This is a genomic window from Erythrobacter sp. SN021, from assembly GCF_021864455.1.
Genome location: NZ_JAKKUW010000003.1, coordinates 316,332 through 332,067 on the forward strand (window position 1 = coordinate 316,332; position 15,736 = coordinate 332,067).

The window sequence follows — 15,736 nt, forward strand, 5'->3', positions numbered from 1 at the left end:
GATGCCAGACAGCCGCGCCCACGCAACCGCAGTCGGGCGATTTTCCCCTTGCCGAGTAGCCCGCGCTTGCGCTTTACCCCGCACCGTAAATCCAGCTTGGAGAAAAGCCCATGAAGTTCCGATTTGCCCTGACCGCTGCCGCCACCGTCGCGCTCGCCGCCTGCGGCAGCACCGAAGACGCGTCCACCGAAGCAGAAGCCGACACCGTTGAAATCGCCGCGGACGAAGCCCTGGCCGACATCGATGCACAGCCGGTCGAGGATCCCGCAGCCAATGTCGATGAGACTGCGCCGGGGCGCGAAGACATGTCGCCCAGCGAAGAGGCACAGATACAGGAAGCCGGCGACAACGCTGCCGACACGGCTGCCGCCGCGATGGACGCCATGTCCGAAGATACCGGCAACTGATCGATGGGCGGGCGGGTTTCGGCCCGCTCGCACCCTCGCGCCGCCGTAGCGTCCTTTGCGCGCGGCGCGAGAGCGCGTAGCTTTCACCGCATGATCCGACTCACGCCCTGTATCGTCGCGCTTTTCGCGCTGTCCGCCTGCTCCGGTTACCAGGAGGAAGAACCTGTCGACGCCATTTCGCAAAGCGAAGCCAAAGCGCTCGACGATGCGGCCGAGATGATCGAGCAGCGTCGCCTGCCGGAAGACCTCCTGTCCGACGAAGAGGAGGAGGACGTCACCGTGCAAGGCAATATGCCGTCGGATGCCGCGCCACGCGAATCGGGTGGGCCGGAGCCGATGGAGCTTCCCCGATGAGCGAACTCGCCAACCCGGGGATGGATACCGAGACCTTCGACCAATTTCTCGAACAGCTCGAACGCTATGTCCGCGAACGGCTGATCCCGGCGGAAAAGCAAGTCATCGCCGACGACAAGATCCCTGACGAGATCGTCGCCGAGATGAAGGAGATGGGACTGTTCGGCCTGACGGTGCCGGAGGATTTCGGCGGCGCGGGGCTGAACACAACGCAATATGCCAAGGTCGTGAAGGCAATGTCCTATGCCGCGCCCGCATACCGCTCGATCTTCTCGATTAATGTCGGGATGTTCAATTCGGCAATCAAGAATGGCGGGACCGACGCGCAGAAGGCCAAATGGTGGCCCAGGATAGCCGAGGGGGCGATCGCCTGTTTCGGCCTGACCGAGCCGGGCTCCGGCAGCGACAGCGCCGCCATGGCGACCACCGCCCGGCCCGATCCCGATGGCAATGGCTGGATCCTCAATGGGACCAAGCGCTACATCACCAATGCCCCCCATGCCGAAGTCGGGCTGATCATGGCGCGCACCGAAAAGGATGCCCTGCCCAAGAACGCGCATGTTTCCGCCTTCATCGTGCCGATGGATACACCGGGCGTGTCAACCGGCAGCCCCGATGAGAAGATGGGCCAGTCGGGCAGCCATATCTCCGACATCATGCTCGACGATGTGCATGTGCCGGGCGAAGCGCTGCTGGGCGGGGAAACCGGCAAGGGCTTTCGCTTCGCAATGATGAGCCTCGACAATGGCCGCATTTCGGTCGGCGCGGCCAGCACGGGCTATGCCCGCCGCGCGCTCGATTCTGCGATCAAATATGCGAACGAGCGCCAGGCCTTCGGCGAACCGATCGCCAATTTCCAGCTGATCCAGCAGATGCTCAGCGAAAGCTGGACCGAGATCTACGCCGCCGAGGCAATGATGGCCGATGTCACCGCGCGGGTCGACCGAGGCGAAAACACGGTCAAGCACGCCGCCGCTTTCAAGGTCTTCGCATCCGAAATGTGCGGCCGCGTGGTCGACCGCGTGGTGCAGATTTACGGCGGCGCGGGCTACCTTGCCGAATACGACGCCGAACGTTTCTTCCGCGATGCGCGGATTTATCGGATCTACGAAGGCACGACGCAGATCCTCCAGCTCCAGATCGCCAAGCATATGCTGCGTGAATATGCTGCGGGTGTGTGACGAGACGTAGGATGAGCCCCGTGACGAGTCTTTTTTGCGTGCGTGCCGGACATCCGTCCGGCCCTTGCTGTTCCATCCCGCGCCCCCTCCCGGCCACCCACGGCACGGTATCTTATGAGTGGCCGGGAGGGGGCGCGGGATGGAACAGCCGCAAGCTGACGACGGACGTCGGGAGCGCACCCAAGAAAAATGTATAACCTCCTCTCCGGCCTCTCGATCATCGAAGCCTCGAGCTTCGTCGCTTCGCCCACTGCCGGGCTGTATTGCGCGCAAATGGGCGCGGAGGTGATCCGCGTGGACCACAAGGCGGGCGGGCTCGATTACGACCGCTATATGCTCACGCGGGAAGGCCGCTCACTAAGCTGGGAGAATCTCAACCGCGCGAAGAAATCGGTCGCGCTCGACCTGCGCAGCGGCGAGGGTCGCGAGCTACTCGTCGAACTTGCAGCACAAACCGGCAACCTCATCACCAACCTGCCCGAAAAGAGTTTTCTGTCGCATGACGCCATTGCGGCGAGGCGGCCGGATAGTGTGCCCGATCTGGTGAGCGTGCGGATCATGGGCTGGCACGACGGCAGGCAGGCGATGGATTTCACCGTCAATGCCGCCAGCGGATACCCGCTGATGTGCGGCCCGGAGGAGTGGGATCTCGAGACTGCACCACCGGTCAATCAGGTGCTTCCGGCATGGGATTTCATCACCGGGGCCTATTGCGCCTTTGCCATGCTGGCCGGGCTTCGCCACCGCGATGCCACCGGCGAAGGCAGCGAAATCCGTGTGCCGCTCGGCAATGTCGCCATAGGGACCATGGCGAATAGCGGCGCGATGGCCGAAATGCTCTATCGCGGGGCCGATCGTGAGCGGTTGGGCAATGCCATCTGGGGCGCGTTCGGACGGGACTTCAGAACCCGGGACGGCGTGCGCTTCATGGTCGCCGCTCTGACACCGAAACAATGGGGCGGGCTGGTCGCCGCCTTCGGTCTCGCGGGAGAGATCGCGGCGCTCGAGACCGAACTGGGCGTGCGCTTCGCCGATGGCGACCGCCCCCGCTTCGAAAATCGCCACCGCCTGTTCGACCTATTTCAGGAACGTGCCGATAGGATGGACTGGGGCGACCTCTCCGCACGCCTTGCCGAAAACGGCGCGACTTTCGAGCGCTACCGCACGATGCACGAAGCGGCCAATGACGCACAGCTCGTCGCGAACAATCCGCTGTTCGGCCCCTCGCCCGCAAACCCGAGCGAATTCGAGTACCCGGCGACGCGCAGCTTCGCCAATATCCCCAGCCGTGAAGCGGGCGATCCCGCGCCCGCCCCCTATCTCGGCCAGCATACCGAGGAGGTCCTGGCGGACCGACTCGGCCTCGCTTCGGGCACGATCCACGCGCTCGTCGATCGGGGGATCGCCCGCCTTTCGGACAAGGACTGACCCATGACGTCGACACGCCGCGTAGCCATTTGCAAGCCCCTGAGAACGCCCGTCGGCCGCTATCTCGGCAGCCTTGCCTCGCTGGAGGCAGGACAGCTTGGCGCCATTATCATCAAGGCGCTGGTGGAGCGTAGCGGCATCGACCCGGCGCGCGTCGACGATGTCGTCTTCAGCCAGGGCTACGGCAGCGGCGAAGCGCCCGCGATCGGTCGCTGGAGCTGGCTTGCCGCGGGCTATCCTGAGGAGGTGCCCGGCTTCCAGCTCGACCGCCGCTGCGGTTCGGGCCTGCAGGCAGTCGCGACGGCGGCGATGATGGTGCAGACCGGTGTGGCCGATTGCGTGCTCGCCGGTGGGGTCGAAAGCATGTCCAATGTCGAGCATTATACGACCAAGGCCCGCCACGGTGCGCGGCTTGGCGACATGGTGCTGTGGGACCGGTTGACGCGCGGGCGCCTGATGAGCCAGCCGATCGAGCGCTATGGCGTCATCACCGGCATGATCGAGACCGCCGAAAACCTCGCCAAGGATTACGCCATTTCGCGCGAGGAGGCCGACGCGTTCGCGGTGCGCAGCCACCAGAACGCCGCGCGCGCCTGGGATGAAGGCAAATTCGACGAGCAGCTCGTGCCCGTCGAGATCCCGCAGCGGCGCGGCGATCCGGCTGTGTTCGACAAGGATGAAGGCTTCCGGCCCGATGCCAGTATGGAAACGCTCGGCAAGTTGCGCGCCATCGACCTGAAGCGCGACGCCGACGCCATCGTGACGGCAGGCAATGCCAGCCAGCAGAACGATGCCGCGGCGGCCTGTCTCGTCGTGGCCGAGGACAAGGTCGAGGAACTCGGTCTCGAACCGATTCTGTGGTTCCATTCGTGGAGCGCGGCGGGTTGCGATCCCAGCCGGATGGGCATCGGCCCGGTCCCGGCGGTCGAGCGTCTGTTCGCGCGGAGCGGCATGGGCTGGGACGATATCGGTCTGATCGAACTGAACGAAGCCTTCGCTCCGCAGGCGCTCGCGGTGCTCAAGGGCTGGGGCTTTGCCGAAGACGACAGCCGCCGCGAGCTGGTCAATGTCAACGGTTCGGGCATTTCGCTCGGCCACCCGATCGGCGCCACCGGCATCCGTATCCTTGCCGACATGGCGCATGAAATGCACCGCCGCGAGGTGCGTTATGGGCTTGAGACCATGTGCATCGGCGGCGGGCAGGGCATGGCCGCCGTGTTCGAGCGCGCCGCCTGATGAGCGACTGGTCGGATTGGATCGGGCGCAAAATGCGCGCAACCGATCGGCTCGACCCCGCGCTGGCCGCCCGCTGGTGCGCCACGTTCGACCGCGCTGCGCCGCCTGATAAGGCCATGCCGCAAGGCATCCATCTGTGCCTGTGCACGCCCGAAGCGCGCACGGGACAACTGGGCGAGGACGGTCATCCCCTGCGCGACGACAGCCCGGCAAGCTTCCAGCCGCCCATCCCCCTGCCCCGCCGCATGTGGGCATCGAGCGCAATGCAATTTCATGGGCCGATCGCGATCGGTGCGAGTATCGAGCGAATCAGCCGCATCGCATCGGTCACGCCCAAGTCCGGCAGCCGGGGCGACATGGTCTTCGTCGAGGTCGATCACGAAACCAGCGCCGATGGCCGACTGGCGGTGAACGAGCGGCAAAGCATCGTCTATCTCGAAGCGCTGGCGGGCGACGCGCCGCTTTCGCCACCTGCGCATTCCGGCGATATATTCGACCCGTCGGGCTGGGATGTACAACGCATCGTTCACCCCGACGAGCGGCTGTTGTTTCGCTATTCGGCGCTGACCTTCAACACGCACCGCATCCATTACGACAGGCCTTATGCCCGCGAGGTGGAACGCTATCGCGGCCTCGTTGTGCACGGCCCGCTTACCGCCAGCTTGCTGCTCCAGCTCGCCGCAGAGCACCATGGCGAAAACCGCCTGACCCGGTTTGCCTTTCGCGGCGTAAGCCCGGCGATCGCGGGGGAGCCGCTTCATCTGGTAATGCGCGGCGAAGGGGGGACGATCGAGCTGGGCGCCTTTGCGAGCGATGGCCGACAGGTAACGAAGGCCTCCGCCAGCCTGGCCTAGCTAGCCAAGCGGATAATCGGCAATCGGCGCGATCACGGTATAGCGTTCTTCCTTGGGTTCGCGCCCCAGTTCGGGAAAATCGATTTCGGGCGGCGCCACAGCCGTGTCGGGCAGGCGATCGAGCAGGTCGCGCACCAGTGTCAGGCGCCCCCGTTTCTGATCGTTGAAATCGACCAGCGTCCACGGCGCCCATGCGGTATGCGTCGCTGCCAGCATCGCTTCTCGTGCCTCGGTATAGGCATCGTATTTGTCACGCGCGGCAAGATCGATCGGCGAGAGTTTCCAACGCTTGAGCGGATCTTCAAGCCGTTCGCGCAGGCGCTCTTCCTGCTTTTCCTGATCGGTGGCGAGCCAGTATTTGAACAGCAGGATGCCATCGTCGACCAGCATCTTTTCGAAGGTCGGTGCCTGCCGCAGGAATTGTGCGACCTCGCGATCGTCAGCATAGCCCATGACCTTTTCCACACCCGCACGGTTGTACCAGCTGCGGTCGAACAGCACGATCTCGCCCGCGCAGGGCAAGTGGTGGACGTAGCGCTGGAAATACCACTGGCTCCGCTCCGCCTCGGTCGGCTTGGCCAGGGCGACGATGCGGCACTGGCGCGGATTGAGCCTATCGCGCACGGTCTTGATCGCGCCGCCCTTACCGGCGGTATCGCGCCCCTCGAACAACACGACGATCCGCTGTCCGGTGGTGCGCGCCCAGCGGGCCATGCCAACCAGCTCCTGTTGCATGGGGTTTAGCGCACTCTGGTAATCGTCTTTTTTCATAATTCCCCCGCCCGAGATTTGTGTGGTGGCCGCATTGGTAGTATCATCGGCAACGATATGGCTACACTTGCAGAACCCGAACAGGATTTTACGCGTCTGCCGGACCTTCCGGAAGACGTCTTTACCGCTCCGCTCAAGAAGCCCGAGCATGTCGGCGACGACTGGCTGGAGCCCAAGCAGACCGAATACGATAGCGAAGACGACGCGATCTGGGACGATCTGTTCGCGCGCCAGATGAGCGTATTGCCCGGCCGCGCGGCCACCGCTTTCATGGAAGGCACCGAGAAGCTCGACCTTGGTCGCGGCGGCGTTCCCGAATTCGGCAAGCTGTCGGAAGAGCTGGACAAGCTGACGGGCTGGAGCGTGGTGCCCGTGCCGATGCTGATTCCCGACCATGTATTCTTCTGGCATCTCGCCAACCGGCGGTTTCCGGCAGGCAATTTCATTCGCACGCGCGAAACCTTCGATTACATTCAGGAACCCGACGTCTTCCACGACGTCTTCGGTCATGTGCCGATGCTGACCGATCCGGTCTATGCCGACTACATGCAGGAATATGGCCGCGCCGGGTGGAAGGCGATGCGGTACAATCGCCTGAAGGCGCTGGGTGCGCTGTATTGGTACACGGTCGAATTCGGACTGATCCAGGAAGCGCCTGGCGATATCCGTGCCTATGGTGCGGGCATTCTCTCCGGCCCGACCGAGGTGGTCTATTCGGTGGAAGCGAAAAGCCCCAACCGCATCATGCTCAATGTCGATCGCGTGATGCGGACCGATTATGTCATCAGCGATTTGCAGCCGACCTATTTCGTGATCGAGAGCTTCGAGGACCTGTATCGGCAGACGGTAGAGCGCGATTTCGACAAGCTCTATCGCGATCTCGGCCCCGGCTTCACCTATGCCAATACGGCGGTGATCGACGTCGACTACGTGGTCAACCGCGGGACGCTGGAATATACGCTACGTGGCGGCCGCGGAAGCGGTGCAAAGCCCGTATAACGGAAAACGGCCCGGGATCGCTCCCGGGCCGCACCCTTGTTCTTAGTGGAAAGCGTCTTAGTTGACGGCTTCTTCCACGCCTTCGGTCAGCGCATCGGTGTCGCCTTCGGCAGCATCTTCGATGTCGTCAGCCTGAGCTTCCATGGCATCGGCCTGCTCGTCGGTGATTTCACCGGCGTCTTCCATGGCATCGGCAGTGTCTTCCATGGCTTCGGCCTGTTCTTCGGCGGCTTCTTCGGCCGGGCTGTCGCAGGCGGCAACGCCGAGGCTCAGTGCAGCAGCCGAAGCGATAATGGTAAGCTTGTTGAAGTTCATAGTCGTTCCCCTTGGTATTCGAGACGCGAATCCATCCCGCGCCCGTTTGTAAAGAAATGCGGATGATTGTGAAGCGCGCTTAACGATAGGCGCGTTGCCGTACAACGTTAAACAGGCCGATCGACACGACCGAGCCAAGCACCGCCCATAGCAGGGCGATACCGCTGACCGTCCCGAAGATGGCGCCATTGCCCGCAATCAGGCCGGTCACCAGCGAGCCGAGTACACCCACCAGAGCATTGGCCAGGATATTCCGGCCGTCCTCAATACGTAGGATAATCGTGGCCAGCCACCCGAGAAGGGCGCCCACTACGATCAAGATCAGCAAACCCATTGGTCTCCACCTTCGCGTTTCACTCAAGGGGATAAAGCAGTGCCCAAGCAATGGTTCCGCGAAGCTGAAAGAATTATGGCCGGACTGTGTCGAAATTCAGACCGGAGTCAGGCGAAGGTCAGCCAGGCCAGTGCCGCCGAGCCCGCCACAATGCGGTACCACGCGAAAGGCGTGAAGCCGCTGCGGCTGACAAAGGCGACGAATGCACGGATTACCACCAGAGCGACGATGAAGCTGACGATAAAGCCCACCGCGATCTCGTCCCAGCCGACCCGTGTCGCACCGCTCATCATCTCGTCATATTTGGTGAAAATCTCCAGCGTGCTCGCGCCGATCATCGTGGGCACGGCAAGGAAGAACGAGAATTCGGCCGCGGTCTTGCGATTGACGCCCATGGCCAGCGCTCCCATGATCGTCGCGCCGGAGCGGCTGACACCGGGCACCATGGCCAGGCATTGGGCGAAACCCACGGCCAGCACTTTCTTGAGCGGCAGCTCGGCCACGCCCTGCCCTTCGTCGCGCGGCTTGGCAACACGCTCGATCACGATGATCGCGATCCCGCCCGCAATCAGCGCCCAAGGCACAATTCCTGGATTGCCAAGCATGGCTTCGAAGCTCTCGTAAAGCGCAAAGCCGATCACCGCACTGGGCAGGAAGCCAAGCAGGATGTTGCGCGCGAACATCAAGCCTTCACGCTCACCCTTCAGCACGCCCATCCCCGCCGACCAGAAGGTGCCCCAATACTGGTACACCACCGCCAGGATCGCGCCGAGCTGGATGACGACGTTGAACATCGCCCATTCGTCCGGGTCCGCGCCCGACAGTTCGGTGGCGAGGATCAAGTGCCCGGTCGAAGAGACGGGGATGAATTCGGTCAGACCCTCGACGATGCCGAGAAAGATCGCGGTGAGAAAATCGTTCATTGCCGATTGGCCCAAGACAGTTGCGCGAAGGGTGTCAAGCGATCAGGCGCTTTCGAGGCCGAACTGCAGCGATGCGAGACGCGCATAGAGCCCGCCATTGACCGAAAGCTGTTCGTGCGTTCCCTGTTCGACGATGCGCCCGTCTTCCATCACCACGATGCGGTCGGCCGCGCGCACGGTCGACAGACGGTGCGCGATGACCAGCGTCGTGCGATCCTCCATCAGATGCTCGAGCGCTTCCTGAACCAGCCGTTCGCTTTCGGCGTCGAGCGCGCTGGTCGCCTCGTCCAGCAACAGAATCGGCGCGTCGAGCAGCAAAGCGCGGGCAATGGCAATCCGCTGGCGCTGACCGCCCGACAATTGCGTGCCGCTCTCGCCAAGATAGCTATCGAGGCCCTGGGGCAGCTTCTCGAGGAATTCGGCGGCATTGGCAGCGCGTGCGGCGGCCCAGATCTCATCGTCACCCGCTTCCCAATTCCCATAGCGCAGATTGTCGCGCGCATTGGCGCTGAACAGAACGCCCTCTTGCGGGACATAGGCCATGCGGCGGCGCACTTCGGCGGGGTCGGCGCTCGTCAGCGGGACGCCATCCAGGCGGATGGAACCGGCCTGGGGATCGTAAAACCGCTCGGCAAGCTGAAAAATGGTCGATTTGCCCGCTCCCGAAGGACCGACAATGGCCACGGTCTCGCCTGGCTCGACCTCGAGACTGAAGTCGGTGATCGCGGGGGCTTCCAATCGTGTTGGATAGCGGAAGGTCACGTTGCGGAACGACAGGCTGCCGCGCGGCGGAACAGGCAGGACCTGCGGCCGATCGGGAGCCTTGATTGTCGGCTTCTCATCCAGCAATTCGGACAACCGGCTGGCCGCGCCGGCCCCGCGCAGCAGATCGCCATAGACTTCGGTCAGCGCGCCGATCGCCCCGGCCACCAGGCCAGCGGTGAGGACAAAAGCGGCGATAGTCCCGCCCGAAATCACGCCCTCGCTGACTGCCTGCGCGCCGCGCCAGACCAGCATGGTTATCCCGCCGAAAACCAGCAGGATAACCACCGCAGTCATCGCCGCGCGAAGCATCACGCGCCGTTTCGCCACGGCGAAGGTCCGCTCCACCGCTTCGCGAAAGCGTCCGTGCTCGCGCGTTTCCTGGTTGAAGCCCTGGACGATCTTCATCGCGGAAAGCACTTCGGTCACCATTGCGCCGATATCGGCAACCCGGTCCTGGCTGGTGCGCGAAACCTTGCGCAACCGCCGTCCGAACAGCGTGATCGGTATGACGATCGCGGGAATGATCAGGAACAGGCCGAGTGTCAGGCTCGGCACCAGCCAGAAAAGATAGGCGGTTCCGCCGATCGTCATCAGCAGATTGCGCAGGGCCACGGAAACGGTCGTGCCCACGACCTGTTCGATCAGCGCGGTGTCGCTGGTCATGCGGCTGGAAATTTCCTTGGGGCTGTTTTCCTCGTAGAAACCGGGCGCCAGCCGCAGCAGGTTTTCCTGTACCCGCAGGCGGATATCGGCAACCACCCGCTCGCCCAGCCAGCTGACGAAGTAGAAGCGCATGGCAGTGCCCGCCGCGAGCACCGCGACAATCAGCAAGAGGTAACGGAACCAGCGCCCCATATCGGCCGGGTCGGCCCCTGCGGCGAAACCGCGATCGATGACCAGCTTGAAACCGGCCGGAATGGCCAGAGTGGCGGCGGCGGTGATGCACAGGGCGAGCAATGCCAGCGCCACATGGCCCGGATAGTTCTTTCCCGCCTGCCATACCATCCTGAGCGGGCGCAGCGAACGCTGCCTCGGCGCATCCTTCGTGGCGCGCTTGCGCGCAAACCGTCCGGGCCCTTCGATTTCGGTCTGGTCCTTGGCTGACATGACGATCCCACTAGGTCCACGCGCCTGGAAAATCCACAGCGCGGCACACACGAAGGCACAAATAGCGCATTTGTGCATTGCACAATACACGATCCAACGGCAGGATGTCCGTCTTTCGCCCGGCCCGACAGAAAACAACAGGCCGGGTCAGCAGGGGATACGCATTGCTTTACCACGCCTATGAACTGCAGCGCAGCTGGCTGAATTCGGCCAGCGCCTTCGCCTCTATCGGGGTGGAAATGCTCAACAATCCGGCCAACCCGGTGAATTATGTCGGCCCGATGGGCTATATGAACATCGGTCCTATGGCCGCGAGCGCGCTCGAAGTGTTCGCCCACGCCACTGCCACTTACGGCAAGCCGGCCTGGGGGATCGAGGCGGTCGAGGTGGACGGAAAACCCGATCCGGTGGTCGAGGCGACGGTACTGAACAAACCGTTCGGCGATCTTAAAGAGTTCCACCGGGAGAACCTGCCCGACGATGCGCCCCGCCTGCTGGTGGTCGCCCCGATGAGCGGCCATTATGCCACGCTGCTGCGTGGCACGGTTCGAAGGATGCTCCGGAATTACCGCGTCTTCGTGACCGACTGGGCCGACGCCAAGACCGTGCCGCTCCACGAGGGCAGCTTCGATCTCGACGACTATATGGATTACGTGATCGCCTATCTCGAACACATCGGCGAAGGCGCGCATGTGATGGCGGTGTGCCAGCCTTCGGTCCCGGTCTTCGCCGCGACCGCGATCATGAACCGCGACGCGCATCCCTGCACGCCGAAAACGCTGACCATGATGGGCGGCCCGATCGACACACGTTGTTCCCCCACCAGCGTCAACGACCTTGCCATGGATCGCCCCATCGAGTGGTTTCGCCATAATGTCATCGCCACGGTGCCCATGCAGTATCGCGGCGGCGGGCGGCGGGTCTATCCCGGCTTCATGCAGCTTGCCGGCTTTATGAGCATGAATCTCGGCAATCACATGATGAGCCATTACGAGATGTTCAAACACCTCACCATCGGCGATAAGGACAGCGCGCAGGCGACCAAGGATTTCTACGACGAATACCGCAGCGTGTGCGACATGACGGCCGAATTCTACCTGCAGACGGTGGAAGAGGTCTTCCAGACCCACGCCTTGCCCAATGGCACCTTCGTCCATCGCGGCAAGCGCATCGATTTGGGCGACATCACCCAAACCGCGCTGCTGGCCATCGAGGGCGAGCGCGATGACATTTCCGGGCTGGGCCAGACCAAGGCCGCGCTCGATCTCACTCCGAAGCTGTCCGACGAGAAAAAGCGCTATTACATGGCCGAGGGCGCGGGCCATTACGGCATCTTCAATGGCAGCAAATGGCGCAACCGTATCGCCCCTGTGGTCGAGGACTTCATCGCCACGCATGGGTGAGGTGGGGCTCAGCCTGGCGGCGGCTCCTTGCGCCGACCGAAGATCAGACCGATTACGCGGCGCGCCACCATGAGCAGCCAGACCGTGAGCGCAAGCAGCACCACGGCGATGGCCCCGGCAACAAACGGAAATTCGTAGGCCAGGTATAGCAAGCCGACGGTCGCCACGTCCTCGGCCGTCGATACCGCCATATTGCTAACCGGTTCGGGGCTGGTGTTGATCGCTCCGCGCGCACTTGCCTTGCCCGCATGCGCCGCAAAGCTCGCCCCGCCACCCAAAAGGAACGCGATCACTTGCGTCGCGGGATCGGACGGATCGACAATGGCCAGCGCCAGCAGGGCGCCGCCGACAGGTCGAACGAATGTGTGCACCCCATCCCAGATCGAATCGAGCCACATCACCTTGTCGGCGAAGAATTCCGCGACCGCAGCCAGGGCGGCGATCGCCATGACCCATGGGTTCGCCAACACGTCGAGGCTGGCGAGGTGCTGGGGTAGCGGCAATGCGTCCAGGCGCATCGCGAGACCGGTGGCAAAGATACACAGATAGAGCCGCCACCCCGCCAGCAGGCTGACGCTTCCGGCAATCCCGATGATCTCCACAACACCCATAGGGGTGAGCATAGGCCCCGCGCGGCGCATTCGTCCAACGGCAATTGCGCCCGATAGACACCTTGCCGCGCCGCTAACGATCGATCTGAAGAGCGGCGGACCGGGCGACATCCTTTACCGCTCGGCAGACCGAGTGCTTGCAGCAGGAACGATACGGTGGCGGTCGCATCGTACGGCGCGAGTATCGCGCCCGGTCAGGCGGGGCCTGCGCGCTCCGCCTTGACATCATAGGGTCGCCCAAGAGCGCCCGCAGGAATTTCCAGCGCCGCACGGTCCCACCCCGAACGGTCCGCCACTGCCCGGTAGCTTGTCTCGAGGAATTCCAGCAGCGCCGCCTGGGGATCGCTCGCCTCGCGTACACTGGCATAGGGAAGCACCCATTCGCCCAGTTCGGCGTGCCAAAAGGCTCCCTCCGGCCCGACCTCGGCATCGCAATACCCGTCAGGCGTGGGGTAGCCATAGGCGTAAAAAGCCGCCTCATCGACACCCCCGCCACCCAGCCAGAACCCCGCACTGGCGACTTCATGGCTATAGGCCTCGCGCGTCACGCGGTCGGGAAGGTTAGGAAATCCGCCGGGATGAAGCGGCGCCTCTCGCCCCGAGAACCGCGTAACCGCGAGATCGAAGCTGCCCCAGAACAAATGGCTGGGGCTGGATTTTCCAACAAAGCCGGTACGAAATGTCTCGAACACCCGGTTTGCGTGGGAAAAGGCGCGGTGGATACGCGCCAGGACGGAGATGTCCCATTCCCGCTCGCGCTTATCCCGTGCGAAGGGAACCGCCTCTTCGACTTCGTTCGGAGCACCGGAAATATCGGTCTGAATTCCCGCGCGCCTCAGCAATTCGGCGAGCTGTTCGTGAAAGCGCGCGACGGTCTGACCGACCACTTCGAATCCGTCGAAGAACCCGGTCGAGGTTTCGACCGCGACGGTTGATCCCAGGCAGTCGAAGAGAACTTCCGCCTCTCCGCGCGGAAAGAACACCGGATAGCTGCGGAAACCGCGTGGCACCACGCGCAGCGCCAGATGCCAACTGTGGTTGCACCACGGCAGCGCGCGAGTGGGCAATTTGCCCACGACCTGGAGATAGGCATGCAGGCTTTCGATGACCGGGCGGTCGGCCTCGAAATCGAGTTTCGGCCACCGCTCGGTCATCGTGATTACCTCCTGGGCCTCATGCAGCGAAGCGGTAGGCCCGACAAAAGACTCCTAGAAAATCTCGAACAGCCCCGCTGCACCCATGCCGCCGCCGACGCACATGGTGACGACGCCGTATTTGGCACCGCGGCGCTTGCCTTCGATCAGCGTATGGCCGACGCAGCGTGCGCCGGTCATGCCATAGGGGTGGCCGATCGAGATCGAGCCGCCATTGACGTTGAGCTTGTCGTTGTCGATGCCCAGCTTGTCGCGGCAATAGAGCACCTGGACGGCGAAGGCTTCGTTCAGTTCCCACAGGCCGATATCGTCGACCTTGAGATCGAAGCGTTTCAGAAGCTTGGGAATGGCGAAAACCGGGCCGATGCCCATTTCGTCGGGCTCCGTGCCCGCAACCGCCATGCCGACATAGCGGCCAAGCGGCTGAAGACCCTTCTGTTCGGCGACCTTTGCTTCCATCAGGATCGAGGCCGAAGACCCGTCCGAAAGCTGCGAGGCGTTACCCGCCGTGATCGAGGTGCCGGGACCCATGACCGGCTGGAGGCCCTGAAGGCCTTCGAGCGTGGTCGAAGGGCGGTTGCCTTCGTCCTTGGCGATGGTGATCTCAACATCCGAAATCTCGCCGGTTTCCTTGTTCTGCACTTTGTGCGTGGTGCTGACAGGTACGATTTCGTCGTCGAACTTGCCCGCTTCCTGCGCGGCGGCGGTGCGCTGCTGGCTGGACAGGGCATATTCGTCCTGCGCTTCGCGGCTGATGCCATAGCGCTGGGCGACCGTCTCGGCGGTCTGCAGCATGGGCATGTAGATCGCGCCGTGCATGGCGATCAGCTCCGGATCGGGCATCACCCGCATTTCCTTCGTCTGCACGAGGCTGATCGATTCCTGACCACCCGCGGCAACGACGTCCATGCGGTCGGTGATGATCTGCTTGGCAGCCGTGGCGATGCTCATCAGACCCGAGGAGCACTGGCGGTCGATGGTCATGCCGCTTACCGACACGGGACACCCCGCCCGCAATGCTACCTGGCGGGCAAGGTTGCCGGCCTGTGTTCCCTGCTGGAGTGCGGCACCCCACAACACGTCGTCGACCTCGCCGGCATCGATGCCAGCGCGCTCGATCGCGGGCTTCAGGGAATAGGAGCCGAGCGTCGGTCCCTTGGTGTCGTTGAACCCGCCCTTGTAGGCGCGGCCGATGGCGGTGCGGGCGGTGGAGACGATGACTGCGTCACGCATGGGTATGTCCTTGATTTGCTAGAAATGTCTGATCCTCACCGGGGAGGAGGGGGAAATCAGACGAATATCTGGGTGATCCACTCAGTGATCAAAGCGGGCTTCTCCTCGCCTTCGATCTCCATCGTGATCTCGCAGGTCTGCTGCCACTGGCCAGGGCGCTTTTCGTTCATTTCGATCAGCTTCCAGTGGCCGCGAATGCGCTTGCCGCTGCGGACGGGGCTAATGAAACGGGTCTTGTTACCACCGTAATTCACGCCCATTTTCACGCCGTCGAGCTTGGGCACGTCCGAATTGGCGCCGAGATAGGGGATCATCGACAGCGTAAGAAAGCCATGCGCGATGGTGCCGCCGAAGGGCGTCATCTTGGCCTTTTCTTCGTCGATATGGATGAACTGGTGATCGCCTGTGGCCTCGGCGAACTGGTTGATCCGTTCCTGGCTCATCTCGACCCATTCGCTGGTGCCGATGGTTTCGCCGACTTTCTCGGCCAGATCCTGCGGGCTCATGCGCGCCTCTCCTTAATCCAAAAACGTGCGTTTCATGCGACTCTCGCCGCGCGGTTCGGCGCGAGTCATGGCGCATGAAAAGAGGGTGCGCAACCGCATCGCGCGTGCCGCTACGGCATGGCGAGGCGCAACCGCCGGTGAGAAAGCGCCAATGC

General features: G+C 63.2%; 17 protein-coding genes. 8 read left to right on the forward strand and 9 right to left on the reverse strand.

The window, feature by feature from the left end:
- The first annotated feature begins 110 nt into the window (after positions 1 to 110).
- The 6 genes from L5849_RS09040 (at position 111) to L5849_RS09065 (ending at position 5,460) form a co-directional block, all read left to right on the forward strand.
- Positions 111 to 407 carry a hypothetical protein gene (locus L5849_RS09040; RefSeq protein ID WP_115415383.1) on the forward strand — a complete coding sequence of 99 codons (297 nt, stop codon included), beginning with the start codon at positions 111 to 113 and terminating at the stop codon, positions 405 to 407.
- Between the two features lie 90 nt (positions 408 to 497).
- Positions 498 to 761, forward strand: a complete 264-nt coding sequence (locus L5849_RS09045) for a hypothetical protein (RefSeq protein ID WP_236925321.1) — start codon at positions 498 to 500, stop codon at positions 759 to 761.
- On the forward strand, positions 758 to 1,942 hold the full coding sequence (locus L5849_RS09050) for an acyl-CoA dehydrogenase family protein (RefSeq protein ID WP_236925322.1): 1,185 nt from the start codon (positions 758 to 760) through the stop codon (positions 1,940 to 1,942). Before L5849_RS09045 ends, L5849_RS09050 begins: the two co-directional genes overlap by 4 nt.
- A 189-nt stretch (positions 1,943 to 2,131) precedes the next feature.
- Positions 2,132 to 3,370 (forward strand): CoA transferase, encoded by a 1,239-nt coding sequence (locus tag L5849_RS09055; protein ID WP_236925323.1) that lies wholly within the window; start codon positions 2,132 to 2,134, stop codon positions 3,368 to 3,370.
- A 3-nt stretch (positions 3,371 to 3,373) separates the two neighbouring features.
- A complete protein-coding gene (locus tag L5849_RS09060; RefSeq protein ID WP_236925324.1) occupies positions 3,374 to 4,606 on the forward strand; it encodes an acetyl-CoA C-acetyltransferase in 1,233 nt (410 codons plus the stop codon).
- On the forward strand, positions 4,606 to 5,460 hold the full coding sequence (locus L5849_RS09065; RefSeq protein ID WP_236925325.1) for a MaoC family dehydratase N-terminal domain-containing protein: 855 nt from the start codon (positions 4,606 to 4,608) through the stop codon (positions 5,458 to 5,460). Before L5849_RS09060 ends, L5849_RS09065 begins: the two co-directional genes overlap by 1 nt.
- Here L5849_RS09065 and ppk2 read toward each other — a convergent pair whose 3' ends face one another.
- Positions 5,461 to 6,231 carry a polyphosphate kinase 2 gene (gene ppk2, locus L5849_RS09070; protein WP_236925326.1) on the reverse strand — a complete coding sequence of 257 codons (771 nt, stop codon included), beginning with the start codon at positions 6,229 to 6,231 and terminating at the stop codon, positions 5,461 to 5,463.
- Positions 6,232 to 6,288: 57 nt separating this feature from the next.
- Here ppk2 and phhA point away from each other — a divergent pair, with 57 nt between their 5' ends.
- A complete protein-coding gene (gene phhA, locus L5849_RS09075; RefSeq protein WP_236925327.1) occupies positions 6,289 to 7,230 on the forward strand; it encodes a phenylalanine 4-monooxygenase in 942 nt (313 codons plus the stop codon).
- A gap of 57 nt (positions 7,231 to 7,287) precedes the next feature.
- Here phhA and L5849_RS09080 read toward each other — a convergent pair whose 3' ends face one another.
- The 4 genes from L5849_RS09080 to L5849_RS09095 all read right to left on the reverse strand — a co-directional run bounded on the left by L5849_RS09080 (position 7,288) and on the right by L5849_RS09095 (position 10,572).
- Complete coding sequence (locus L5849_RS09080; protein WP_115415390.1) at positions 7,288 to 7,545, reverse strand: hypothetical protein; 258 nt, start codon at positions 7,543 to 7,545, stop codon at positions 7,288 to 7,290.
- 79 nt (positions 7,546 to 7,624) lie between these two features.
- Complete coding sequence (locus tag L5849_RS09085; RefSeq protein WP_115415391.1) at positions 7,625 to 7,879, reverse strand: GlsB/YeaQ/YmgE family stress response membrane protein; 255 nt, start codon at positions 7,877 to 7,879, stop codon at positions 7,625 to 7,627.
- Between the two features lie 107 nt (positions 7,880 to 7,986).
- On the reverse strand, positions 7,987 to 8,802 hold the full coding sequence (locus L5849_RS09090) for an undecaprenyl-diphosphate phosphatase (protein ID WP_115415392.1): 816 nt from the start codon (positions 8,800 to 8,802) through the stop codon (positions 7,987 to 7,989).
- Between the two features lie 42 nt (positions 8,803 to 8,844).
- A complete protein-coding gene (locus L5849_RS09095) occupies positions 8,845 to 10,572 on the reverse strand; it encodes an ABC transporter transmembrane domain-containing protein (protein ID WP_234041588.1) in 1,728 nt (575 codons plus the stop codon).
- Positions 10,573 to 10,838: 266 nt separating this feature from the next.
- Here L5849_RS09095 and L5849_RS09100 point away from each other — a divergent pair, with 266 nt between their 5' ends.
- The gene (locus L5849_RS09100) at positions 10,839 to 12,077 is read left to right on the forward strand and encodes a polyhydroxyalkanoate depolymerase (protein ID WP_236925328.1); all 1,239 of its coding nucleotides are present in this window, start codon (positions 10,839 to 10,841) and stop codon (positions 12,075 to 12,077) included.
- An 8-nt stretch (positions 12,078 to 12,085) separates the two neighbouring features.
- Here L5849_RS09100 and L5849_RS09105 read toward each other — a convergent pair whose 3' ends face one another.
- The 4 genes from L5849_RS09105 to L5849_RS09120 all read right to left on the reverse strand — a co-directional run bounded on the left by L5849_RS09105 (position 12,086) and on the right by L5849_RS09120 (position 15,581).
- Positions 12,086 to 12,688 carry a DUF4126 domain-containing protein gene (locus tag L5849_RS09105; RefSeq protein WP_236925484.1) on the reverse strand — a complete coding sequence of 201 codons (603 nt, stop codon included), beginning with the start codon at positions 12,686 to 12,688 and terminating at the stop codon, positions 12,086 to 12,088.
- Between the two features lie 194 nt (positions 12,689 to 12,882).
- Positions 12,883 to 13,842, reverse strand: a complete 960-nt coding sequence (locus L5849_RS09110) for a DUF5996 family protein (RefSeq protein ID WP_236925329.1) — start codon at positions 13,840 to 13,842, stop codon at positions 12,883 to 12,885.
- A 54-nt stretch (positions 13,843 to 13,896) separates the two neighbouring features.
- A complete protein-coding gene (locus tag L5849_RS09115) occupies positions 13,897 to 15,075 on the reverse strand; it encodes an acetyl-CoA C-acyltransferase (protein WP_115415395.1) in 1,179 nt (392 codons plus the stop codon).
- A 56-nt stretch (positions 15,076 to 15,131) separates the two neighbouring features.
- On the reverse strand, positions 15,132 to 15,581 hold the full coding sequence (locus tag L5849_RS09120) for a MaoC family dehydratase (protein WP_115415396.1): 450 nt from the start codon (positions 15,579 to 15,581) through the stop codon (positions 15,132 to 15,134).
- Positions 15,582 to 15,736 lie beyond the last annotated feature (155 nt).